The organism is Bacteroides sp. An279 (assembly GCF_002159615.1).
Classification (GTDB): domain Bacteria; phylum Bacteroidota; class Bacteroidia; order Bacteroidales; family Bacteroidaceae; genus Phocaeicola; species Phocaeicola intestinalis.
Map to the genome: position 1 here is coordinate 1 of NZ_NFJA01000019.1, position 26,169 is coordinate 26,169.

The 26,169-nt window shown below is 48.0% G+C and carries 19 protein-coding genes; 10 read left to right on the top strand and 9 right to left on the bottom strand.

The features are described 5' to 3' along the window. Positions 1-399: 399 nt before the first annotated feature. From B5F78_RS05210 to B5F78_RS05230, 5 genes are all read left to right on the top strand, one after another. The gene (locus B5F78_RS05210) at positions 400-1,209 is read left to right on the top strand and encodes a TrmH family RNA methyltransferase (RefSeq protein ID WP_087406206.1); all 810 of its coding nucleotides are present in this window, start codon (positions 400-402) and stop codon (positions 1,207-1,209) included. A gap of 225 nt (positions 1,210-1,434) precedes the next feature. Continuing rightward, positions 1,435-2,664 carry an LL-diaminopimelate aminotransferase gene (locus tag B5F78_RS05215; RefSeq protein ID WP_022038935.1) on the top strand — a complete coding sequence of 410 codons (1,230 nt, stop codon included), beginning with the start codon at positions 1,435-1,437 and terminating at the stop codon, positions 2,662-2,664. 51 nt (positions 2,665-2,715) lie between these two features. Further along, positions 2,716-4,905, top strand: a complete 2,190-nt coding sequence (locus B5F78_RS05220; RefSeq protein ID WP_022038936.1) for a glutamine synthetase III family protein — start codon at positions 2,716-2,718, stop codon at positions 4,903-4,905. A 160-nt stretch (positions 4,906-5,065) separates the two neighbouring features. Further along, a complete protein-coding gene (locus B5F78_RS05225; RefSeq protein WP_087213095.1) occupies positions 5,066-6,727 on the top strand; it encodes a putative transporter in 1,662 nt (553 codons plus the stop codon). Positions 6,728-6,856: 129 nt separating this feature from the next. Next, positions 6,857-8,854: a fructose-1,6-bisphosphatase gene (locus B5F78_RS05230; protein ID WP_087211328.1), complete on the top strand. Its 1,998-nt coding sequence runs from the start codon at positions 6,857-6,859 to the stop codon at positions 8,852-8,854. 79 nt (positions 8,855-8,933) lie between these two features. On the opposite strand, the gene panD is transcribed toward B5F78_RS05230, so the two are convergent. Both panD and panC read right to left on the bottom strand, forming a co-directional pair. Beyond that, on the bottom strand, positions 8,934-9,284 hold the full coding sequence (gene panD / locus B5F78_RS05235; protein ID WP_022038939.1) for an aspartate 1-decarboxylase: 351 nt from the start codon (positions 9,282-9,284) through the stop codon (positions 8,934-8,936). Between the two features lie 7 nt (positions 9,285-9,291). Continuing rightward, entirely contained in the window at positions 9,292-10,137 is an 846-nt protein-coding gene (gene panC / locus B5F78_RS05240; RefSeq protein ID WP_022038940.1) for a pantoate--beta-alanine ligase, read from the bottom strand. A gap of 201 nt (positions 10,138-10,338) precedes the next feature. On the opposite strand from panC, the gene B5F78_RS05245 reads away from it, so the two are divergent. The 3 genes from B5F78_RS05245 (at position 10,339) to B5F78_RS05255 (ending at position 13,542) form a co-directional block, all read left to right on the top strand. Then, positions 10,339-11,160 carry a glycogen/starch synthase gene (locus B5F78_RS05245; RefSeq protein ID WP_087406207.1) on the top strand — a complete coding sequence of 274 codons (822 nt, stop codon included), beginning with the start codon at positions 10,339-10,341 and terminating at the stop codon, positions 11,158-11,160. A gap of 30 nt (positions 11,161-11,190) precedes the next feature. Continuing rightward, entirely contained in the window at positions 11,191-12,648 is a 1,458-nt protein-coding gene (locus tag B5F78_RS05250; protein ID WP_087211325.1) for a DUF4270 domain-containing protein, read from the top strand. A gap of 114 nt (positions 12,649-12,762) precedes the next feature. Then, the gene (locus tag B5F78_RS05255; RefSeq protein ID WP_087211322.1) at positions 12,763-13,542 is read left to right on the top strand and encodes a DnaJ domain-containing protein; all 780 of its coding nucleotides are present in this window, start codon (positions 12,763-12,765) and stop codon (positions 13,540-13,542) included. 46 nt (positions 13,543-13,588) lie between these two features. Here B5F78_RS05255 and B5F78_RS05260 read toward each other — a convergent pair whose 3' ends face one another. The 5 genes from B5F78_RS05260 to pulA all read right to left on the bottom strand — a co-directional run bounded on the left by B5F78_RS05260 (position 13,589) and on the right by pulA (position 18,743). Beyond that, complete coding sequence (locus B5F78_RS05260; protein WP_087211319.1) at positions 13,589-14,719, bottom strand: glutathionylspermidine synthase family protein; 1,131 nt, start codon at positions 14,717-14,719, stop codon at positions 13,589-13,591. Between the two features lie 12 nt (positions 14,720-14,731). Beyond that, a complete protein-coding gene (locus tag B5F78_RS05265) occupies positions 14,732-15,085 on the bottom strand; it encodes a hypothetical protein (protein ID WP_022038945.1) in 354 nt (117 codons plus the stop codon). A 46-nt stretch (positions 15,086-15,131) separates the two neighbouring features. Continuing rightward, the gene (locus B5F78_RS05270; protein ID WP_087406208.1) at positions 15,132-16,169 is read right to left on the bottom strand and encodes a DHH family phosphoesterase; all 1,038 of its coding nucleotides are present in this window, start codon (positions 16,167-16,169) and stop codon (positions 15,132-15,134) included. 74 nt (positions 16,170-16,243) lie between these two features. Further along, positions 16,244-16,627 carry a VOC family protein gene (locus B5F78_RS05275; protein WP_087247486.1) on the bottom strand — a complete coding sequence of 128 codons (384 nt, stop codon included), beginning with the start codon at positions 16,625-16,627 and terminating at the stop codon, positions 16,244-16,246. A gap of 121 nt (positions 16,628-16,748) precedes the next feature. After that, positions 16,749-18,743 carry a type I pullulanase gene (gene pulA, locus B5F78_RS05280; RefSeq protein ID WP_087406209.1) on the bottom strand — a complete coding sequence of 665 codons (1,995 nt, stop codon included), beginning with the start codon at positions 18,741-18,743 and terminating at the stop codon, positions 16,749-16,751. Between the two features lie 409 nt (positions 18,744-19,152). On the opposite strand from pulA, the gene B5F78_RS05285 reads away from it, so the two are divergent. Together B5F78_RS05285 and B5F78_RS05290 are read left to right on the top strand one after the other, a co-directional pair. Beyond that, positions 19,153-21,825, top strand: coding sequence for a 4-alpha-glucanotransferase (locus tag B5F78_RS05285; protein ID WP_087406210.1), 2,673 nt, complete (start codon positions 19,153-19,155; stop codon positions 21,823-21,825). A gap of 91 nt (positions 21,826-21,916) precedes the next feature. Further along, a complete protein-coding gene (locus tag B5F78_RS05290; RefSeq protein ID WP_087211308.1) occupies positions 21,917-23,278 on the top strand; it encodes an MFS transporter in 1,362 nt (453 codons plus the stop codon). A gap of 166 nt (positions 23,279-23,444) precedes the next feature. Here the strand turns inward: B5F78_RS05290 and B5F78_RS05295 are convergent, their stop codons facing one another. Beyond that, positions 23,445-25,397: a ComEC/Rec2 family competence protein gene (locus B5F78_RS05295; RefSeq protein ID WP_087406211.1), complete on the bottom strand. Its 1,953-nt coding sequence runs from the start codon at positions 25,395-25,397 to the stop codon at positions 23,445-23,447. 1 nt (position 25,398) lies between these two features. Further along, on the bottom strand, positions 25,399-26,061 hold the full coding sequence (gene rpe / locus B5F78_RS05300; protein ID WP_087211302.1) for a ribulose-phosphate 3-epimerase: 663 nt from the start codon (positions 26,059-26,061) through the stop codon (positions 25,399-25,401). Between the last annotated feature and the right edge of the window lie 108 nt (positions 26,062-26,169).

Consider the following 26,169-nt stretch of genomic DNA (forward strand, 5'->3'; position numbering starts at 1 on the left):
ATATATATATAATATAATTTAATTTACAATTCTCTTTTCTTCTTCGTGGTGCGTTACATCACTTTGTTAATTGTCATTTGTCATTTGTCATTGTCACGATAATACAAGCATAGAAATAACATTTTCACATCTTATATAATTCTCATTTTCAGCAATATAGATAGAAAAACGATAATCAGTTAACAGATTTTTACGCCCACCTGTTCCAAATCCATTGCCACATGGAAAAGATTTCTTATCTTTGCAGAGGAGAGAGGGAGGAACATTATAGGCAACAAGGCTTTTTATAGGTAACAAGGTACCAGTTGACAAGGTGACGAGGCTTTAGATACCATTAGCAAAACTATTTAAAACCTTGTCACCTTGTCAACTCGTCACCTTGTAACCTACAAAATATATATGGAAAAGGAACGAATCATCGAAATCACGTCGCTGGAGCAGCAGGGGGTGGAGCTGTTCGGCGCACTGACCGAGGCACAACTGCGCAACCGGCTGGAACCGGAGAAGGGCGTGTTCATCGCCGAAAGCCCGAAAGTAATCCGCGTGGCGCTGGACGCGGGCTACGAGCCGCTGGCGCTGCTGTGCGAGCGGAAGCACCTCGCGGGCGACGCCGCCGACATCCTTGCCCGATGCCCGGACATACCCGTCTACACCGGCGGACGCGAGCTGCTCGCCCGGCTTACGGGCTATACCCTGACACGCGGCGTGCTCTGCGCCATGCGCCGGCCGCCGGTGAAAAGCGTGGAAGAAGTATGCGGCGGGGCACGGCGCATCGTGGTGATTCACGGGGTGACCGACACGACCAACATCGGTGCCATCTTCCGCTCTGCCGCCGCATTGGGCATCGACGGGGTGCTGCTCACCCCCGACTCGTGCGACCCGCTGAACCGCCGTGCCGTGCGTGTCTCGATGGGCTCGGTGTTCCTCATTCCGTGGACGTGGGCCGACGCTCCCCTCGCCGCCCTGCACCGCCTGGGCTTCCGCACCGCCGCCCTGGCACTCTCGGACGACTCCGTCCCGCTCGACACGCCTGCCCTCAAGCAAGAGCCGCGGCTGGCACTGGTGATGGGCACCGAAGGCGACGGGCTTCCGCACGCCACCATCGCCGAAGCCGACTACACGGTGCGCATCCCGATGGCGCACGGGGTGGACTCGCTCAACGTGGCGGCAGCATCCGCCGTAGCGTTCTGGGAGCTGCGGACGATTTGAATTTACGATTTGGCGATTTACAATTTACGATTTACAATATACGATTTTGCGATTTTGAAACGCAGATTTTCGCAGCTCACACTTTAAATGACTTAGAAGCTGTTTTAAATGAAAGAGCCGTGCGGGATATAAAAAAAGAAGTCCTCTTTACCCTGCAATACCGGCAAATTTTCGTACCTTTGCACCGGAAACAGACTAACGCATAAACTTCAACACATATCGAATATGGCACTGGTAAACGAACATTTCCTGAAATTGCCGAACAACTACTTCTTCTCCGACCTGGAAAAGAAAGTCAACTTGTTCAAGGTGACCCATCCCAAAGCCGACCTTATCCGGCTGGGTACAGGAGATGTCACCCTGCCCCTTCCACAGGCGTGCACCGAGGCAATGCACCGCGCTGTCGACGAACTGGCACACGCCGCCACCTTCCGCGGCTACGGGCCCGAAGAAGGATACCCGTTCCTTATCGATGCCATCATCAAACACGATTATGCGCCACGCGGCGTGCACCTGGAACGCAGCGAAATCTTTGTGAGCGACGGGAGCAAAAGCGACACAGGACACATCGGCGACATCCTTCGCCACGACAACAGCATCGGAGTGACCGACCCTATCTATCCTGCCTACATCGACTCGAACGTATCGTGCGGACGCGCAGGCGAGCTTTTGGCGGGAGGGAAATGGAGCAATGTAATTTATATGCCCTGCCTGCCAGAAAACAATTTCATCCCTCCCATCCCCGACCATCGTGTCGATATTATTTACTTATGCTACCCGAACAACCCTACCGGTACCGTGCTGGACAAATCCGAACTGAAAAAATGGGTGAACTACGCCCTCGAAAACGATACCCTCATCATCTTCGACGGTGCCTACGAAGCCTATATCCAACACGCCGGCATCCCTCACTCCATCTATGAGATAAAGGGAGCACGCAAAGTAGCTATCGAGATGCGCAGCTTTTCGAAAACAGCCGGTTTTACAGGTGTGAGATGTGGCTACACGGTTATCCCGAAAGAAGTGACCGGAGGCACACTGGCAGGGAAACGCATCCCCCTGGGCCCCCTGTGGAAACGGCACCAGGAAACGGTATTCAACGGCACCTCCTACATCACCCAGCGTGGAGCGGAAGCCATCTATACCCCCGAAGGAAAAGAACAGGTAAAAGCCCATATCCAATATTACATGAACAACGCCCGCATCATGAAGCATGCACTTACCAGCATCGGGCTGAAAAACACCGGAGGCGAAGACGCGCCCTACCTGTGGGTCAAAGCTCCCGACGGAATGTCATCGTGGAAGTTCTTCGAAAAACTACTGTACGAAGCGCAGGTGGTGACCACTCCGGGGGTAGGTTTCGGCCCAAGCGGGGAAGGCTACCTGAGACTGACCGCCTTCGGCGAAAAAGAACGCATCCAAGAGGCGATGCAACGCCTGTGCAGATGCCTGTAACCGGAATTTCATCAAACAGAACATAAACAAGAAACAACAGAGGTAATTATTATGTCAAAACTAAGATTCAGAGTAGTAGAAAAAGCTTTTCATAAAAAGCCGGTCGAAGTGGTCCCTCCATCGGAACGCCCCAGCGAATATTTCGGCAAATACGTGTTCAACCGTGAAAAGATGTTCAAGTACCTGCCCAGCAAGGTGTATGCCAAACTGACAGACGTCATCGACAACGGTGCGGCGCTCGACCGCAGCATCGCCGACGAGGTGGCGGCAGGAATGAAGAAATGGGCCATCGAGCTGGGTGTCACCCACTACACGCACTGGTTCCAGCCCCTGACCGAAGGTACGGCGGAAAAGCACGACGCCTTCGTGGAACACGACGGCAAAGGCGGCATGCTGGAAGAATTTTCGGGCAAACTACTGGTACAGCAGGAAGCCGACGGCTCATCGTTCCCCAACGGAGGCGTGCGTAACACGTTCGAAGCCCGCGGATATAGCGCCTGGGACCCCTCGTCGCCAGTTTTCGTGGTAGGCGACACCTTGTGCATCCCCACCGTCTTCATCGCCTATACGGGCGAGTCGCTCGACTACAAGGCACCGCTTCTGAAATCTATACAGGCGGTCAACAAATCGGCACTGGATGTCATGCACTACTTCGACCCTTCGGTGAGAAAAATCATCACCTACCTGGGCTGGGAGCAAGAATACTTCCTGGTAGACGAAGGACTGTATGCCGCACGCCCTGACTTGCTGCTGACCGGCCGCACCCTGATGGGCCACGAGGCTTCGAAGAACCAGCAGCTGGAAGACCACTATTTCGGTGCCATCCCGCCCCGCGTGGCCGCTTTCATGAAAGACCTCGAAATCCAGGCACTGGAACTGGGCATCCCCGTCAAGACCCGCCACAACGAGGTGGCTCCCAACCAGTTCGAGCTGGCTCCCATCTATGAGGAATGCAACCTCGCCGTAGACCATAACATGCTCATTATGTCGCTGATGCGCAAAGTGGCACGCAACCATGGTTTCCGCGTGCTGCTCCACGAAAAACCCTTCAAGGGCATTAACGGCTCTGGCAAGCACAACAACTGGTCGCTGGGTGCCGACAACGGCACATTGCTGATGGCTCCGGGCAAAACTCCCGAAGAAAACCTGCGCTTCATCACCTTCATCGTCAATACGCTGATGGCGGTATATCACCACAACGGCTTGCTGAAAGCCTCTATCATGAGCGCTACCAACGCGCATCGCCTGGGAGCACACGAAGCACCTCCGGCAATCATCTCCTCCTTCCTCGGCACACAACTGAGCAAGGTGCTCGACCACCTGGAAGAAAGTACCAACAGCGACCTGATAGCCCTGGGCGACAAACAGAGCATGCGCCTGGATATCCCGCAAATCCCCGAACTGCTCATCGACAATACCGACCGTAACCGCACCTCGCCGTTTGCCTTCACCGGCAACCGCTTCGAATTCCGTGCACCGGGCTCGGAAGCCAACTGTGCCAGCGCAATGATTGCCCTGAACACCGCCGTGGCAGAGCAGCTCATCCAATTCAAAAAAGACGTAGACAAACTGATAGAAGACGGCGAACCGAAAATCTCCGCCATCATCGAGGTGGTGCGCCGCTACATCAAGGAGTGCAAGCCCATCCGTTTTGACGGCAACGGCTACAGCGAAGAATGGAAAGCCGAAGCGGCACGCCGCGGACTGGATTGCGAAACCAGCTGCCCGCTCATCTTCGATAATTACCTGAAACCGGAAACCATCCGGATGTTCGAATCGACCGGCGTGATGAACCGTAAGGAGCTGGCGGCACGCAACGAAGTGAAATGGGAAATGTACACCAAGAAAATACAGATTGAGGCACGCGTGTTGGGCGATCTGGTGATGAACCACGTGGTGCCCGTCGCCATCGAATACCAGACCAAACTGATAGACAATGCCTATAAGATGAAGTCGCTCTTCGATGCCGACGAAGCCACCCGCCTCTCATCCGAAAACATCGCCATCATCAAACAGATAGCCGAACACACCGGATACATCAAGGAGCACGTGGACGCAATGGTGGAAGCCCGCAAAGTAGCAAACAAAATCACCGGCGAACGCGAAAAGGCTATCGCCTATCACGATACCATCGCCCCCATGCTGGAGCAGATACGCTACCACATCGACAAGCTGGAACTGATTGTGGACGACCAGATGTGGACGCTCCCGAAATACCGTGAACTGCTATTCGTAAGATAATCTCTTTAAGGTGACTAGGTACTAGGTACTAGGTGACGAGGTACTAGGTGACGAGGTACTAGATACCATTAGCAAAACTATTCAGAACCTTGTCACCTAGTCAACTTGTCACCTAGTACCTAGTCGCCTAGTCACCTTGTCAACTATAAAACAGACCAAAATGGAATGGTTATACGATTTGTTTTTTGAGCAGACCGCCCTACAGGCGGTTATCATCATTTCCCTGATTATCTCCACAGGGCTTGCCTTGGGGAAAATACATGTTTGCGGCATCTCGTTAGGGGTGACATTCGTGTTTTTCACGGGTATCCTTGCCGGTCATTCAGGACTTGCCATCAATCCCCAGATGCTGAACTATGCCGAAAGTTTCGGACTGGTATTATTTGTTTATGCACTGGGGCTGCAGGTCGGACCGGGATTCTTCAGTTCCCTACGCCAGGGTGGATGCCAACTGAACCTGCTGGGACTGGGGGTCATCTTACTGGGCACGATAATGGCAATCGTGCTGACCTTGTTCACCCCCATCTCGATGTCGGACATGGTGGGAATCCTTTGCGGAGCCACCACAAACACACCGGCACTGGGAGCTGCACAACAAACATTGAAACAACTGGGCGAACCTACCAGCGGTGCCGCACTGAGCTGTGCCGTCACCTACCCGCTGGGAGTGGTAGGAGTGATTCTTGCCATCGTAGCGGTAAGGAAACTGTTCGTACGCCCTTCCGATATGGAAGAGCATCCGCACGACGACCCTAACCACACCTATATCGGTACCTATCAGGTACACAATCCTGCCATCTTCGGCAAAAGCATCCACGAACTGGTGCATATGGGTTATTCCAAGTTTGTCATCTCCCGCCTGTGGCGCGACGGACAGGTGTGCATTCCCACTTCCGACAAGGTGCTGCAAGAGAACGACCGCCTGCTGGTAGTGACCACCGAAAAAGACGTGGAAGCCCTGACCATCCTGTTCGGCGAACAAGAACAGAAGGACTGGAACAAGGAGGATATCGACTGGAATGCCATCGATAGCCAGCTTATCTCGAAACACATCGTTATTTCCCGTCCCGAAATAAACGGGAAAAAGCTGGGTTCGCTCCGCCTGCGCAACGTGTATGGCATCAATATCAGCCGTGTGCTGCGCAGCGGTGTACAACTGCTTGCCACCCCCGAACTGGTATTACAACTGGGCGACCGCCTGACCGTGGTGGGCGAAGCCGCAGCTATCAAGAATGTGGAAAAAGTATTGGGCAACACCGTAAAAACCCTGAAAGACCCCAATCTGGCTTCTATCTTCATCGGCATCGTGCTGGGACTGATAGTCGGCTCCATCCCCATCGCCATCCCGGGCATATCGACACCTGTCAAGCTGGGACTGGCAGGAGGACCAATCGTCGCCGGCATCCTCATCGGCTCGTATGGTCCACGCCTGCACATGCTGACCTACACCACCCGCAGCGCCAGCCTGATGCTACGTGGCATCGGACTTTCCCTGTATCTTGCCTGCCTTGGACTGGATGCCGGAGCACATTTTTTCGAAACCGTGATGCGTCCGGAGGGTGCTTTATGGGTTGGTATCGGATTTATTATTACCTTTGTACCCGTAGTGATTATGGCACTGGTGGCATTACGGTGTTTCCACCTCGACTTCGGAAACACCTGCGGCATGCTCTGTGGAAGTATGGCAAACCCAATGGCACTGAACTATGCCAATGACATCATCCCGAACGATAACCCTGCCGTGAGCTATGCCACGGTCTATCCGCTGGGGATGTTCACCCGTGTCATCATCGCCCAACTGATACTGATGTTGTTTTTATGAATATATATACAATTAATAATTAATAATTAACAATTAATAGTTAACAATTACGACCGCTTTACCCGTTCTCCTTTAATTGCCAATTATTAATTGTTAATTGCTGATTATCATTTTTAACCTGAAGAAGATATGAAATCCTACAACCAAATCACAACGGAGATGATACAACAAGACCTCCGATACCTGGAACTGCTTTCGCACAACTTCCCGACCATAGCCTCTGCCAGCACCGAAATCATCAACCTGGAGGCCATTCTGAACCTTCCCAAAGGTACGGAACACTTCCTTGCCGACTTGCACGGGGAATACGAAGCGTTCCAACACGTATTGCGGAATGCTTCGGGTGCCATCAAACGAAAAGTGAACGAAATCTTCGGCAATACGTTGCGCGAAATGGAAAAAAAAGAATTGTGCACACTTATCTATTATCCCGAACAGAAACTGCAACTGGTAAAGGAAGTGGAAACCGAACTGGAAGACTGGTACGTCATCACCCTGAACCAGCTGGTAAAGGTATGCCAGAATGTATCATCGAAATACACCCGCTCGAAAGTGCGCAAGGCCTTGCCCGAAGAATTTTCCTACATCATACAAGAATTGTTGCACGAAAGCAGCATGGACCCCAACAAGCAGGCATACATCAACGTCATCATCAGTACCATCATCGACACACACCGTGCCGATGACTTCATCGTGGCATTGAGCAACCTTATCCAACGGCTGACCATCGACTCGCTTCACATCCTGGGCGATATCTTCGACCGCGGACCAGGTCCGCACATCATCATGGATACCCTGTGCGACTATCACAACTTCGACATCCAATGGGGAAACCACGACATCTTGTGGATGGGCGCCGCATCGGGAAACGATTGCAACATCGCCAATGTACTCCGGCTCGCCATGCGTTATGGCAACCTCTCGGTGCTGGAAGACGGCTATGGCATCAACCTGTTGCCTCTCGCCACATTCGCCATGGATACTTATGCCGATGACCCTTGCTCGTTCTTCGAACCAAAGATTGACGATACCCTTAATACAGACAGTGCAAAAACCATCCGCCTGATAGCACAAATGCACAAGGCTATCAGCATCATCCAGTTCAAACTGGAAGCTGAAATCATCCGCCGCCGCCCGGAATTCAGGATGGAAGACCGCATGTTGCTGCACCACATCGACTTCGAGAAACACACCATCACACTTAACGGCAAAGAATATCTGCTACGCGATAGTTTCTTCCCTACCGTAGACCCATCAGACCCCTACCGGCTGACCGACGAGGAACGTGATGTGGTAGACAAGTTGCACAAATCATTTACAAGCAGCGAAAAACTACGCAAGCACATGAAATGCCTCTTCCGCTACGGATGCATGTACAACGTATGCAACTCGAACCTGCTGTTCCACGCTTCCATGCCGCTCAATGCCGACGGTACCTTGAAAGAAATCGACATTTTAGGTGAAAGCTACAAAGGACAGGCTCTCTTAAAACGTGTGGGACAACTGATACGTACCGCCTATTTCGATGAAAGCGAAAGCGAAGAAAAGGCATTCGCCCTGGATTACATCTGGTACCTGTGGTGCGGAAAAGACTCACCCGCCTTCGACAAAGACAAAATGGCCACCTTCGAACGATACTTTATCGAAGACAAGGAAACGCACGTGGAAACAAAAGGATATTATTACCAGTTACGCGACCGCGAAGATATCTGCGACATGATCCTGGACGAGTTCGGTGTGGAAGGCGAACACCGGCATATCATCAACGGACATGTACCGGTAAAAGCCGGAAAAGGTGAAAAACCCATCAAGGCGAACGGAAAACTGATGGTAATAGACGGAGGATTCTCGAAAGCCTACCAGCCTGAAACAGGTATTGCAGGCTATACCCTGGTGTACCACTCGCGCGGATTCCAACTGGTACAGCACGAACCGTTCACCTCCACCCAGCGAGCCATCGAAGAAGGACTTGACATCAAATCGACCACTCAAATCGTAGAAATGAGTGCCAAGCGGATGATGGTGAAAGACACCGACAAAGGAAAAGAATTAAGTATTCAGATAGAAGACCTTAAAAAGCTGCTGGTGGGATACCGCACCGGTATCATCAAAGAAAAGGCAGACTGAAACAAACAAGGGGATGCCGGAATAAAAACAAACACTATTCCGGCATCCCCCTTAATTATTAATTATTAATTGTTAATTGTCAAACAAGCTTGTTCGTCACCGTATCGGGGAAAATCACTGAGGGCTTGAAGTGTTTGGCTTCTTCAAAATCCATCAATGCATACGACATGATAATCACGGTATCGCCTACCTGGACTTTGCGGGCGGCTGCACCATTCAGACAAATGCACCCAGATCCGCGCTCACCTTTTATTATATAAGTCTCGAAACGCTCGCCGTTATTATTATCCACAATCTGCACCTTTTCGCCGGCTATCATATTGGCGGCATCCAGCAAATCCTCATCTACCGTAATACTGCCCATGTAATTCAGATTTGCCTCGGTAACACTTACACAGTGAATCTTCGACTTCAGTACTTGTATCATCATCACACGCTCACTCCTTATATTTAATGTTATCTATCAAACGTACATCCCCACAGAATACAGTAATACAACCTACAATGTAGCCGCTTTCGTCCCACGAACTTACAGGCTGCAAGGTATTCCCGTCTACAATTTCGAAATATTCCAGACGCAACCCTTCAGCATCTTCAATACCCTTTTCCACAAATGCTTTTGTTTCTGCCAGCGAATGCACCTTGGCATAATCTACACTGGCAAACAGGGTTTTCGATATCTGCAAAGCCTGCATACGCTGTTCTCCACTCAAACGGGCATTACGACTGCTCAATGCCAGCCCATCGGCCTCACGTACGATGGGACAACCCACAATCTGCAACGAAAAAGGATACTTACGTACCATTTCACGGATGATGGCAAGCTGCTGGAAATCTTTTTCACCAAAATAGGCACGCGTAGGCTCTACAATCAGGAAAAGCTTGCTCACAATCTGGCATACACCGTTAAAATGTCCCGGACGATATTTGCCCTCCATCACCGTATCCAGCGGAGCATAACTGAACGTACGTGTGTCCGGTTCGGGATAAATCTCTTCTACCGAAGGTGCGAATACGAACGTGACGCCACACGCTTCCAAAAGCCGGCAATCGGCATCCAGCGTACGCGGATACTTCGCCAAATCATTCTTATCATTAAACTGGGTGGGATTGACAAAATCGCTGACCACCACTACATCATTCTCGGCAACGGCGCGTTTCACCAATGAAGCGTGACCGGCATGCAAAGCTCCCATTGTGGGAACCAGACCAATGGTTTTCCCTTCGCCCCGAAGTACATCCAACTTCGCACGAAGCTCATGAATAGTTTGAATTAATTCCATTTTTCTGATAATTAAACCCAATGTTTTTCTAAAAACAGGTGCAAAGTAACCACATTTTTACCAAATAATAAAGCAGTTTTTACAAAAAAGCACCATCCACAGACAGATTAACAAACTATAAGGTAAATAACGTGCACAAATTAACAAAGTGGTCTGATTTTTTTGTACCTTTGCACAACCTTTATGAGCAATAGTAGAAACATGAGTGCAAAAAAAGTATTATTCATTACACAAGAAATTACTCCTTACGTACCCGAAAGTGAACTATCGTTAATCGGTCAGAATCTTCCCCAAGCTATTCAAGACAAAGGCTGGGAAATCCGGACATTCATGCCCAAATGGGGCAATGTCAACGAACGGCGTAACCAACTGCATGAAGTCATACGCCTGTCCGGCATGAACATTATCATCGATGATACAGACCATCCTTTAATCATCAAAGTAGCTTCTATACAAGCTGCACGCCGCCAGGTCTATTTCATCGACAATGACGACTATTTCCAACACCGGCTGATGACAACCGATGAAGAAGGAAAAGAATATGAAGACAATGGCGAACGAGCCATCTTCTATGCCCGGGGTGTATTGGAAACCGTAAAAAAATTACGCTGGTGTCCCGACATCATCCATTGTCACGGATGGATGAGCGCCGTGGTTCCGCTCTTCATCAAAAAAGCATACTACGACGAGCCTTCCTTTAGAGATTCAAAAGTGGTATTCTCGGTGTACGGCAACGGATTCCAGTCAAACCTGAACCCGGACTTCACCAAACAAGTAATCTACAGAGAAATCACTCCCGATGATGTTAAGATGGTACAAAATCCTGTCGATTATGAAGAGTTATGCAAACTTGCTATCACTTATTCGGACGGCGTAGTGCAAAACAGCGAAAAGGTAAACCCTGCCATCATGGATTACGCACGCAGCTTGAATCTTCCTACCATAGATTACCAAGCCGATGAAAATACGTATGCAGACGCCTGCGATGCACTCTATAAAAAGGTGCTTGGCGGCGCCGAATAAGACGAACTTATAACAATTAATCAGAAAACAATGAAACTTAAGTTCTGGGCGGCAATAGGACTACTGACAGCCGCTACACTCTACAGCTGTGATGATGAAACAACGGGAATCGGACAATTTGTCGCTGATGAAGACTTTATCCTTGCCAAATCCGATTCATATACAGTATCTACAGAATCGTATTTGCTGGACTCGGTCTATTCCCGTTCAAATACAGCCTATCTGGGCAAGTTTACCGATGAAGGATATGGCACATTTACGTCCGACTTCCTCGTACAGATAAACTGTCCCGAAAACTTCCAGCTTCCCGACCGCCTGCAAAGCATCGACGAAGCAACGCTGGGACTTTACTACACCAGCTATTTCGGTGATTCTCTGGCTACCTTACGTGTACAGGTCGACACCCTTACCACAGCCATTCAAGACAACGGACTGGACAAGAACCTCTATTATACCAACCTGGATCCCACACGTTTCTATAACCCGCAGAGTCTTCCGTTAGCTACGAAAGATTATACAGCATACGACAAAACCGTCAGTGACTCACTTTACAACACCAGCGACTATTACCCGCATGTGTCCATTGACTTGGGAAAAGCATTCTGTGACAATTTCAAAAGCAAATACGACTATAGCGTAGAAGAAAACGGCGTTACCGTACATCCTTATTTCAAAGATGCAGAATCTTTTATCAACAACGTCTTGAAAGGATTTTATGTACACGTAACAAACGGTGAAGGTTCCGTCCTTTATATTTCAGATATTTACCTGCACCTGACGGTTTCTTATCTAGGCAGGAACTCGGCCGATACCGCCGACTCTTTATATACGGGCGTTGTGCCGATGACGGCAACAAAGGAAGTCTTCATGTCTACCCGTTTCCAAAACTCAGGACTGCAAAATCTGGTGGAAGACCCTACACGCACGTATCTGAAGACACCTGCCGGGCTATGCACCAAAGTAACACTTCCTCTGGAAACAATCTACGAAGATCACAAGAGCGATACATTGAATTCTATTTCACTCTCGTTCGAGAAAATGAGAGACCAGAGCAGCAGTCCATATAAAATGGGAACCCCGACCACCCTGCTGATGATAAGGGCAAAAGACATGAAAAGCTTCTTCGAAAACAACGAAGTAAATGACAATCGTACATCGTTCCTTTCCACATATAGCAGTACAAACAATGCTTACTCTTTCTCACAACTGAACCGGTTGATAGCGAATATCTTCAGCGAAATCAGACCGGAAATAGAAAAAGGTGAAACCGAATGGGAACAGTGGAAAGCCGATAACCCGGACTGGGACAAAGTATTACTGATACCAGTAAGTACGGAAACCGATGCCAATAGCAATGTCATTGGTGTAGACAATGACTTGAGCGTCAATTCGGCCATGCTGATAGGAGGAAAAGACCTCAACGAATCGACCGATGAAGACCAGAAAATTCAAATGAACATTATCTATACACAACCCCAACAAAAGTAATTTCCCGAAAACACACAAAGACGCAAAAAACACGGAGATGCATACACAAACAAACAATAAATGACTCTCTGTGCTTTTTGCGTCTTTTGCTTTCGGCATAAAAACAACACGACTATGAAATTAGGAAAATGGATTGGCGGCATCATGGGATTCATCGCCATGGGAGGACCGCTCGGAGCTTTGGCTGGATACGTGCTGGGCTCCCTATTTGACAAGGCGACCGAGGCTCAAAACTCTTTTGACACGACAAACGGTGATACACAAACCAATACCGGACAACGGAACAGCTTCTTATTCTCTATGCTTGTCATGGCCTCGTACATCATCCGCGCAGACGGAAGAATCATGCATAGCGAAATGGAATTCGTACGCCGCTTCCTGCGTACCAATTTCGGTGAAGAAGCTGTAAACGAAGGACAACAAATCCTACTTAACCTCTTCGAGGAGCAAAAACGGATGGACGCTACAAACCCGTATGCCTTCCGCAATACAATACACGAATGTGGCGCACAAATCGCCGCCAATCTCTCCTATGGAGAACGCCTGCAACTGCTGGACTTTCTGGTGAAGATTTCACAGAGCGACGGTAAAGTATGTGAAAAAGAAATTGAAGCCCTGAAAGAAGTGGCACAAGCCATGCAACTCTCAGAAAAGGAAGTAGAATCGATGTTAAACCTGGGAGGTGACTCGCTGGCCGATGCCTACAAGGTATTGGAAATCGACCCCTCGGCAACTGATGACGAAGTGCGTACCGCCTACCGCCGTCTTGCCTTGAAGCATCATCCCGACCGTGTAGCTACCCTTGGCGAAGACATTCGTAAAGCTGCCGAAGAAAAATTCCAGAACATCAATAATGCCAAGGAACGCATCTACAAGGCAAGAGGGATGAAATAATAATTAAGGAACAGTTTTCTAATAAAGCCAACCAGGAGTTGGCCTATTAATTATTAACTATTACATGTGGCACGAACTCCGACAGGTTATCGGTTATCTCCATACGGTTTTCACGGATGCCGATACCTGCCGGCTCTCCACCCACAATCCACGAGCCGATTACCGGATAGCGCCCGCCATATACCGTAGGCCTTACATATCCCTGATAAACATACGCACCCTGATTATAATCACCCTCTGTCTCGCGAAGCAAAGGACGCTCCTCCCAGTTCCGTATCTCAACCACGCTTACATTATGCCCCTCGCGCGAAAAGACCGGCTTCTTACAATACACCCCCTCCTGGGGACGTGAAAGAAAACAAGGTAATACATAAGGCGAATCGGGAAACAACTCGAATATTTTTGTCAGAATGGCTTTGTTCGACATCACCAGTTTCCATATCGGCTCCAGCCATGTCAACGAAGCCAGACACCCGTCCGGACTTTCATCTGCCATCCACTCCCATGGGTATAACTTGAAGCAATGCTCAATGCGTTCCCCACTCGGGTCATAAAAACAACCGTCCTGCAAATCCATATCATTGATATCAAGCACACGGGTAGAATAGCCAGCCTCCATAGCCGTACTTGCCAAGTATTGCAGTGTCCCCGAATCTTCATGATTGTCGAGCACACCGGCAAAATGCAAGTTGCTTCCTGATGCGAAAATATCTTTCCACGACTGTACCAGACCTTCGTGAATGCCATTGTATTGGTCGCAATCCGGAAAAACATCTTCTTTCCATTGCCACTGGATCACGGAAGCCTCCAGCAACGAAGTAGGTGTATCAGCGTTGAATTCCAATATACGTGGTGTCCCCTTTTCATCCAGCATAAAGTCGAAACGTCCATATAAGCTCAGTTCATCCGCATTCCACGACTCCCGGATACGTTGACAAATCTCCGGCGGAAGCTGCAAGAAACGCTCCATCCATTCCGGTTCTTTTTCAATGATGTATCCTGCTGCCTCACAATACATACGATAAGCTTCTGCCGTAGCTTCCTCCAGCCGGCCGATTTCGTCCGATGTAAATTGGTAATAAGCCTCCTCACGCCAATAATCGCCGTGGAAATCAAATCCCAATGCCTCTATCTTTTCACGATAATCTGTTCGGGGGGTAACATATTTCCTTTCCATATAGCCTCATCTTTATGCATGAACACCCGAAGAACGGTGTGACGAACCGAACACACGGCCACTCGATTTCGACTTGCTTCCAGCAGGAGAGCTTACTTTCACTCCCGAAGGTGCATTGACCCGCGTACCATTAGCGTCTGTCCACGAACCCGTGTTCGGATAATAATAATGTGTCGTAGTCAACCCGTTCATCGCCGAAGGCATTAATGCCCAGCGCATCAGCATCGCGTTGTATATCCAACTGTTGCCTTGGCTGTCACGATATTCTTCCTTGTCTTTCGGGTCTTCGGGCAATTCAGTCTTTTGGGTACATGCAGCAAGCGTCATCAGACACATTGCCGCCATCAGGTAATGCCGTTTGTTCATATAGCTGCTCTTATTTAATGTTATACGGTACAAATATAACACAAATTCAATTCTTCAGCAACAAATCTTCATATTTCACCAATGCCTGCTTGAAAAGTTGGACAGCATCTGCCATCGTGCCATAAAACTCACCACCGGAAGCATTCAGGTGTCCCCCTCCATTGAAAAACTCGGCCGCCACCTTATTACAAGGGAAATTCCCTACCGAACGGAGCGAAATCTTAATCATATCTTTTTCAGTATCCTCACGGAGGAAAGCCGAAAAACAAATATTCTTTATCTGTAACGGAATATTGACGAATCCTTCCGTATCCCCCTTCACATAATAAAATTTGCCCTGCTCGCCCTTGGTCAGTGTTATCAGGGCAGAACGGAACTGAGGAAACACCTGCATCTTGTCATACAGCACATAACCCATCAGCCGCAAGCGGTCTTCAGAATAAGTGTTGAACACCTTGCGGTAGATTTCATCCTTATCAATGCCTTTCGAAAGCAACTCGCTGATGATAAAATAGATTTCCTGATTATTTGAATTGTATGTGAAACCGCCCGTGTCGGTCATCATCCCCGTGTAGATACATTCGGCACATTCCTTGGTAATGTCTTCAAAACAGCCCATCCGGCAAATCAGGCGGAACACCAGTTCAGAAGTAGAAGAGATTTCGGGATGTGAAATGACAATTTGGCAAAAGGTCTCCGGATTCAAATGATGGTCTATCAGAATTTTCTTCCCTTGCGCTGCCGCCACCGGACTTGCTAATGCATCAATACGCGAAAGAGCATTGAAATCCAGACAACAAACCACATCCGCTTCGGCAACCAACTTATCGGCAAATTCAGCATATTTATCATAACGGAGTACGTCCTTGGCTCCCGGCATCCATCTCAGAAAATCCGGAAATGCATTCGGCACAATGACCCGAACCTCCTTCCCTTGTGTCTCCAGAAAATGAAGCAATCCCAGTGAAGAACCGATAGCATCCCCATCGGGCGACACATGGGAAACAATCACTATTTTTTCAGCAGCCTCGAAACACTTGGCTACCTTATCGATATTGGCTTGAAGAATGATTTTAGATAACATACCTATATTATTTGAAATTGAGGGTACAAAGATAGGGATAAATTGAAAATATCAGGATTCCCCAAGCCAAAAATTCATTCGGTTATCTCAATCAGATTGCCTTCCGGGCCCTCAATACAACTCTCATAATAGCCGTCACCTGTAATACGCGGACCGCTTACCACCCGATAACCATTGTCATAAAGAAGTCCGGTCAACCGATCTACCTCCGATTGGCTACCCACAGCGAAAGACAAATGAATGTACCCGGTGCGGAACATATCTTTCGCCTCATCTTTCATATCGGGACGAGACATGATTTCCAGCCTTGCCCCATCACCAAACGACAAGATATACGTACGTAACCCTGTCCGCGGATTATGATACATCTCATTGGAAACCGCCCCGAAGAAGCGGACAAAAAACGTCTTCACTTCTTCCAATTCATTAACATACAAAGCAATATGGTCTATTTTCATCATACAAATCCTTATATAAAGAAATTCTGTTTTATCAAGCTGAAAATCCCCTCAGAGTGTCTTATTTTTAGAAAAGGCTGGCTCTTCTTTATGAGTCAGCCTTTCCCAAAATAAAACATTATCAACGATGCAGAATCAACGCCGAACGTGCGCCCACACTCACCTTTCCTCCTTGCAACGTGCCCAATCCGGCATCCGGAGCAATCCGTCCGTCACGGCATACTACCTGCCAAACACCTGCCGGCAATTCTACAGACGTAGCATGGTCGCGTGCATTCAGTATCATCGTTATATCCGTCCACGCATCTCCATTAGGCTGTCCTTTCAAGCGGAACGCAACCACATTGTCCTCGGTTGCAGGTAAGAATTCCAGATATTTACGTACCGAATCGGCATCTCCCATACGGAAAGCCGGATGAGCACGCCGCATCGCGATAAGCCCGCTTACATAATCGAACAAGTCCCGGTTTTGTTTTTTAAGTTCCCAATGAATGGCATTGATTTCATCCGGACTATTGAATGAATTATGAACACCCTGCTTGTTGCGCATCACTTCATCGCCCGCAAAGATAAACGGCACGCCTTGAGAAGTCAATACAGCTGTCAATGCCAACTTATGCAAATCTTTACGCACATTTACCGAAGCCTGTGGCATAGTAGCCTTCAGCCTGTCTGCCAAGCACATATCATCGTGACAACTTACATAACTGATAAATTGTGTAGGCTGTAATGCCCAGAATTTAGGCACTTTATGAGCCCCTTCGCCATTGACTTGCGGATGCTCGATGCCGCCTGCAATACCGAAACGAATACCAGCCTCATGCCCTTTCAATCCGGCAAGGAAAGCACCTTGGGCATCATTGCCGAAAGGACCACGCAAGCTATCGCGGAACTCATCGCTAAATGCGGCGATGCGGGACAAGCGGTCAATATTGTTTTTCATCGCCAACGAATCCATCGGCAATTGAGGCGCACCTGCAGCCCAACCTTCTCCATATATATAAATAGTAGGGTCTATTTCGTCTACAGCTTTACGGATGGCACGCATGGTTTCCAAATCGTGAATGCCCATCAGGTCGAAGCGGAAACCATCGACATGGTATTCGTTCACCCAGTATTTCACACTTTCCACCATATATTTACGCACCATGGCACGCTCAGACGCTGTCTCATTACCACACCCCGAAGCATTGGCAAAGTTCCCTTCCGGTGTCTGACGATAAAAATAACCGGGAACGGTACGCTCGAAATTGCTCCCTTCGGTCACTGCCGTATGATTATACACCACATCCATCACCACACGGATACCTGCCTGATGCAGCGCCATCACCATTTGTTTAAATTCACGGATACGAACCTCCGGAGCATACGGGTCGGTCGAATAAGAACCATCTGGCACATTATAATTCTTCGGGTCATATCCCCAATTGTACTGAGGAGTATCCAGCTTCGTTTCATCCACTGATGAATAATCAAACGAAGGCAAAATATGAACATGTGTTACACCCAGCTCTTTCAGATGGTCGATGCCTGTTTTCTGCCCGCGAGCCGTTTTTGTCCCATTCTCCGTCAGAGCCAAAAACTTGCCTCGGTGGTCGATTCCCGATAAAGAATCGATGGAAAAATCCCGGTGATGCATCTCATAAAGAACTATGTCGGCAAAGCTTTTCAGTTCGGGACGCACGTCTTTGTCCCAACCTTCAGGGTCAGTCGCATTCAGATCGATGACAGCTGCCCGGTCTCCATTCACGCCAACTGCCTTCGCCCATACTCCCGGCGTATCGCCCAACCATACCCCTTTTACCTTTACATCGAACGTATAAAACTGACCGTCCAAGTCTTCAGATACCTCGGCACGCCATAAACCATTTTCGGCTGCCTTCATCGCCACCGTACGCGTAGGCTGCCCTCCCTGACCTTCGGCATACAGCTTCAGGTTCACTTCTTCTGCTGTAGGCGCCCACAGTGCAAACCGGGTTTCCTGCGGTGAATAAACCATCTCTTCCCAGTCACCTTTCACGACCGGATAATCAGCAAACGATTCATAATCGTTTTTTACGGACTGGCAACCCATAGCCGCCAATACCGGCAAAATCAGCAAGTGTCTTAACTTCATGGATTATTTTTATTAAGTTAGATAATGAATTTGTAGCTAAAGATACACCTTTTCATTACATGAGAAAAACCGATAGAAAAAATATAGAACTTTAACGTAGTTTTATCAAGTTGATTATTAGGCATTTTCATCATTCCGCATGAGGTATTTATAGAAGCATTCACTTTTATTTCATACCGGTTTTCTCCCGATACAAATAAAAGAAACCACTAAAACTTACCTTGCTAAAACAGGAAAAGCAACTACAGCTTTTTTATATTTTTATTATCCAAAATCGCGTCTACAAATATCTGAGACCGCTATTTCCATTTAATTTAATTTATATTTTCATTATTCGAAGGGTGGTTTCCGTCCAGTCTCCCTATCTTTGTGAGATAATTCTTAAATCACTCTAATACCAAGATAACGTATGACAATTATTTTTCGAATTCAGTATCACACGAACTGGGGTGAAAACCTCCGCGTTCTTATAGACGAAAAGACCACTGTAGAACTGACCACTGTAGACGGTTATTGTTGGCAAGGACAAACCGATTACCTGCCCGATACTCCCGTTCCACTCGTTACTTACCGTTATGAAGTATGGCAAGACAACTGCCGCATCCGACGTGAATGGGGTATCCTGCCACACATTTTGTATATAACCGACACACAAGAACGTCATTATCTGGTGCAAGATACGTGGCGAGACCTGCCTGCCGCTTCTTATCGGTTCAGTTCTGCATTTTGTGGTGAAAATGTTTCACAACGCATCGAAACACTCCCGACACCCGGAAACGATACAGCCATCGTCATCCGTGCCTTATGCCCGTCGAATGGGAAAAGCACGCGCATATTAGGCATCACCGGTAACTGCAAGACATTAGGCAACTGGGGCGAAACAGCTCCCCTCCGCATGCACGAAGTAAAGCCTAATGAATGGCAAGTAGCAATAGATGCTACCATATTGCCCCCTGACTTCACATATAAGTATGTCACCCTCTCTCCTGAAGACGGTAGCATAACCGAATGGGAAGCACACGAAAACCGCAGTATCACACCTCCGTCGCTCCAGCCTGGTGAGACCTATGTCACTCCCGAAGAAGAAATATTCTTCGCCAGCGAAAGCTACAAGATAGCCGGATGTGCCATTCCTGTATTCTCGCTCCGCTCTGAAGGCAGCTATGGCGTGGGCGACTTTGGTGACCTGAAAAGTTTCATCCGCTGGGCTGCACACACACACCAGCGTGCCGTACAGGTTCTCCCCATCAACGACACGACAATGACCGGTACATGGACCGACTCGTATCCATACAGTAGCATTTCCATCTATGCTTTCCATCCGATGTATGTCGATTTACGGCAACTTCCAGCCTTGAATGACCAGGCATCTGCCATCACATTCGAACAGAAGCGCAACGAACTGAACGCTTTGCCACAAGTAGACTACGAAGCTGTGAACCAGTGGAAACGAGCTTACCTAAAAGCTATTTTCCAACAGGAACAAGATACAGTACTTAACTCGAACGGATTCTGCGAATTCTATCGTGAGAACGCCGAATGGCTACGCCCGTATGCAGCATTCTGTTACCTGCGCGACAAGTTCCAGACACCTGACTTCCACCAATGGCAAGATTACAGCACTTACCATCCGGAAACAGCCGAACAACTGTGCACACCTGACAACGAAGCCTATCCCGAAACCATGTTCCACTGCTACGTGCAGTACCTGCTTCATGTCCAACTGCTGGATGCCTGCAACTACGGACGTAAACTAGGCGTCATCGTCAAAGGCGACATCCCCATCGGTATCAGCCGCACCAGCGTAGAAGCATGGGTAGAACCTTATTATTTCAACATGAACGGACAGGCCGGTGCACCGCCCGATGCGTTTTCTACCAAAGGACAAAACTGGGGCATGCCAACCTATAATTGGAAGGTAATGGAAAAAGACAATTACCAGTGGTGGCAACGCCGTTTCCGTAAAATGGCAAATTACTTCACCGCTTACCGCATCGACCATATCCTGGGGTTCTTCCGCATTTGGGAAATTCCTATCCACTCTGTTCATGGACTGCTGGGACAGTTCGTTCCATCGCTCCCGATGAGCGTGGAAGAGATAGAAAGTTACGGACTGCATTTCCAGAAAGATTTCATGACCCGTCCTTTCATCAACGACCACATGCTGGACGAAATGTTCGGAACACGCAGTCAGGAAGTGCGCGACACCTTTGTGCGCCATGAACACCACGACATCTACTCGATGCGCCCCGAATTTGACACCCAACGGAAAATAGAAGCATACTTTGCCGGACGCACAGACACCGAAAGTATCAACCTGAAAGAAGGACTGTATGCACTGGTAAGCAATGTTCTGTTCATCCCCGACCGCGACAACTCCACAATGTACCATCCACGCATTGCTGTGCAGAACGATTACATCTACCGCCAACTGACCGGACAGGAACAGGATGCTTTCAACCGATTGTATAATGATTATTATTACCGCCGCCACAATGAATTCTGGTATCACGAGGCAATGAAAAAGCTACCTATCCTCACACAAGCCACTTCGATGCTGGTATGCGGCGAAGACTTGGGAATGGTGCCCGACTGCGTACCCTGGGTAATGGAACAACTGCAAATCCTTTCGCTCGAAATCCAACGCATGCCGAAAAACCCGCAAGATGAGTTCGGACACGTACACTCCTATCCGTTCCGCTCGGTATGTACCATTGGTACACATGACATGTCTACCTTCCGGGGTTGGTGGGAAGAAGACCGAAACGTGGCTGCCAGATTCTTCTATCACGAACTGGGACACTGGGGAGATTTGCCTGAACATGCTCCGGGATGGCTGTGCGAGGATGTTGTGCGCCGTCACCTATACAGCCCATCAATGCTCTGCATCCTGACATGGCAGGACTGGCTGGCAATGGATGAACAATTGCGCAACCCCGATGTAACCATCGAACGCATCAACGTGCCCGCCAACCCGAAACACTACTGGCGTTGGCGTATGCATCTCACACTGGAAAATCTGATTAAACAAGATGCCTTCAATGACAAAGTACGCCGGATGATAGACGAAAGCGGAAGATAAAAATAATTACGCGACTGCACGGACGATTGTAGTTCGTCCGTGCAGTCGCGTGCTATTCGAAACAATAAGATTATAAAAACACTCATAAACCATGAAAGAAATACCTAACCTTAGTTTCTGGAAACTGTGGAACATCAGTTTCGGCTTTTTCGGCGTACAGATAGCCTACGCCCTGCAAAGCGCCAACATTAGCCGCATCTTCTCCACGCTGGGTGCCGACCCTCACAGCCTGAGTTACTTCTGGATACTACCTCCCCTAATGGGAATCATCGTACAGCCGCTCATCGGAGTGTTCAGCGACCGTACATGGTGCCGTTTCGGCAGGCGCATCCCTTATTTGTTCATCGGAGCCATCATCGCCGTATTGGTAATGTGTATGCTACCCAATGCCGGGAGCTTCGGTATGACCGTATCGGCAGCTATGGTTTTCGGTCTGTTCTCACTGATGTTGCTCGACACCTCCATCAACATCGCCATGCAACCGTTCAAAATGATGGTAGGTGACATGGTGAACGAGAAACAAAAGGGACTTGCCTATTCCATACAAAGTTTCCTCTGCAATGCCGGAAGCCTTGCAGGCTACCTCTTTCCCTTTATTTTCGCTACTCTTGGCATCAGCAATATCGCTCCCAAAGGTGTTATCCCCGACTCGGTCATCTACTCATTCTACGTAGGCGCCACCATCTTAATCCTATGTGTTATCTACACCACCGTGAAAGTGAAAGAATATCCACCGCAACTCTATGCCGAATACCATGGCATTGCCACTAGCGGAGAAGAAGAAAAAACAAATGTGTTCCGCCTGCTGGTCAAAGCACCGAAAGCTTTCTGGACGGTAGGGCTGGTACAGTTCTTCTGCTGGGCAGCATTCATGTTCATGTGGACATACACTAACGGAACGGTAGCCGCCAACGTATTCGACACACCTTCTGTCGAAATCGTGAAAGACGGAATAACCTCACTGGTACTCGATACACAATCGAAACAATACCAAAATGCAGGCGACTGGGTGGGTATTTTATTTGCCGTACAGGCCATCGGTTCGGTTATATGGGCGGTAATCCTGCCTTCTTTCAAGAGCCGCAAGCTAGTTTATTCCTTGAGTCTGGTACTGGGAGGCATCGGCTTTGTGTCTACCTTCTTCATCCACGACCAATACCTGCTGTTTGTTGCATTCCTGCTGATAGGTTGCGCTTGGGCTGCCATGCTGGCTCTTCCGTTCACCATCCTGACCAACTCACTATCGGGCGGCCACATGGGAACATATTTGGGACTTTTCAATGGAACCATCTGCATCCCACAAATTGTAGCAGCCGCTACAGGAGGACAAATACTTCATTTATTCACCCGTGAAGGCAATGTTCCTCCCGAAGTAAATATGCTGGTACTGGCTGGCATATTGCTCTTTGCCGGTGCTTGCTGTGTGGGATTCATCAAAGAAAAGAAAGCGTGAACAAAAGATAGAATTCATAGCAAGACGCAGCCGGTTGCGGAAGCCCGCGGATATAGGTGCGTCGGCAAACTCATATAAGTCCATCCGCTGTAAGATTAATAATCTTCAGGCTGTAAGATTATTAATCTTACAAGCGGAAGATTATTAATCTTACACCAGACGAAGTTCACTTTATCAACACAGCATACGAACCCTTTTCTGTCATATCCACACAAGCTATCCCTAATGATTCACATTCGTCCCTCAATCGTTTTTTATACGATTCATTCAATGCATTATCAAACACAACCTTCCTCAACTGGAAAAGAGCAGTCAAATCCTCCATATCTCCTTTAAATCCTTTACATATATAAATATAGTCAAGCGGAAGCCGTTCCGTTACTTCTTTGTCTTTCCAGCGTGCATCATTAGCCAGTGCTACCCGTAATGTTTTTATTTGACAGATACCATTCTTTGCAAATAATTGCACGACATTGTGCTCGCGCTTTGTATAGATGCCAGAACGAGAAAAATAAAGATAATCCTCTGTCAAAGCCAGACGGTCAACAAGAAATGTAACCATTAAAACATCCAAACAACACAAAACTGCAATCAGTTTCCGAGCAGACCTACGGGAAACATACAATAAAGCTGCCACTATACACAAAGCCAACAGCCACGCCTGCAACGGAGAAAAATAAACAGACGTAATTTGAGACCCAGACAACCCCTGTACCCACTCCATTATCCCATTCAATACTTGCACTGACAAAGACAATCCTTTCACCAGCCAAGATATCGCTCCGCATACCAAACAGATTAGCGTCAATGCTAAAATAACAACAGATAAAGGAGTCACAACCAGATTGGCAAGTAAAAAATAAGCAGGGAATGTACCGAAATAACACAAGATAAAAGGAAGTGTCCCCAGCTGGGCTGCAAACGATATTGCCAAAGATTGCCAAAGATAATTGAGTACCCACCAACGACTATGCAACAGCCTTTCCACCAACGGATAAATAACCAGCAAAGACAATACAGCCACAAAAGACAACTGAAAACTGACATCAAACAGATACATCGGCTGATAAAGCAACATCAAAAAAGCAGCCAACGAAACGGATGAGACACCTGCGAACCTACTTTCTGTAAATACGGCAGCCACCACACACAAAGTATACATGACCACCGCACGAATCACCGAAGGACTTAAACCTGAAAGAAAAGCAAAGCTCCATAAAAAAATTACAATCAAAATACTTAAGAGCCATTTTCCACCACGCACATATCGCAAAGGATAAAGTATCCACGACACAATGAAAGCCAATAGAACAATATGCATTCCAGACAATGCCAATATGTGACTGGTTCCTGCAGCCGTATACGAATCTTTCAGTTCTTGTGTCAACTCGCTCTTATCCCCTACCGTAAGTGCCGAAACCACAGCAAGAACTTCTCCTTCCAACCCCCACGACTGGAAAATACGAACAATCTGCTCACGATAAAGCAGAGCACGCTGCCGGAAAGAAAGACTTGTATGGCTCTTCAGTTTCTGCCAGTCTCCGGCAAAGGCTACCGCAGTACCTGCGATACCTTGACGCTCCAGATACAATCCATAATCAAAACCGGAAAGTTCAACATCCGAAACCGGACGACTGATACGTGAACGAAAGACCAAACGATCACCGCATGACAATACACCTTGAATAGAATCCGGCATCCAGTATAACACAATTTTCCGATCCACAGCCTGCCAGCACTGTGCCGAATCGACTTTCATACATTCTACTTGCACCACTGCCTGCATGGTTTTCGGCTTATGATGAGGAACATCCACGATTGTACCGATGTAAACAACCGGTTTTTTTACCCATGCATAACGAATCGCCTCCCGCTCTGATAAAAACAAGACTGCCCCTAATAAAGCGACATTCACATAAACCACTATCCCGAAAAGCATCCGCCACCGGTAAACTTTCAAAGGATAGCATGCCAAAGCAATTACAAAAGTACATCCCCATGCTATCTCCAGCTCTGACACACATGTGATTTCCGAAAAGAAAAATCCGGAAACAAAAATTCCGGTTGCCAAAGCAAGAGTCAACCGGAACAACGGGTAAGCAGTCAAACGGTCAAGCACATCAATGAGCCAATGATTTCAGTTGATGCACCATTTCTCCAAAATCGGGTGCCTTAAACACCGTACTTCCTGTCACCAACACATCTACTCCCGCTTCTACCAGCCGGGCACCTGTTTCCAAGTTTACTCCTCCATCCACTTCTATCAACACATCAGCCTGCTTTCGGTCAATCAATGAACGTAAGGCGCGTACTTTATTTATGGTATTTTCAATAAACTTCTGTCCACCAAATCCAGGATTTACACTCATCAGCAGTACCATGTCCACATCATTGATAATGTCTTCCAACATTGATACCGGGGTGGATGGATTCAGTGTCACACCAGCCTTCATACCGGCATCTTTTATCTGTTGTATTACCCGATGCAAGTGCACACAAGCCTCGTAATGCACATTCATCATCATTGTCCCCAACTCTTTCACTTCACGGAGAAACTTCTCGGGCTGCACAATCATCAGATGTACATCCAATGGCTTCTGTGAAAGTTTCGCCACATATTTCAATACGGGAAATCCAAAAGAAATGTTCGGTACAAACACACCGTCCATGATATCAATATGCAACCAGTCGGCATCACTCTGATTTACCTTCTCAAGTTCTAGTTCCAGATTGCTGAAATCGGCAGCAAGCAGGGAAGGAGATATTTTCAAGTCTGTTTTCATACGTCTTAGTTATTAATGAATAACAAACATACGTAAATTTATTCAGATATCCTGCTGTTTTTAAGAAAAATTGTGCAAAACAAACTCACCCCCCATTTTAAGAAACTG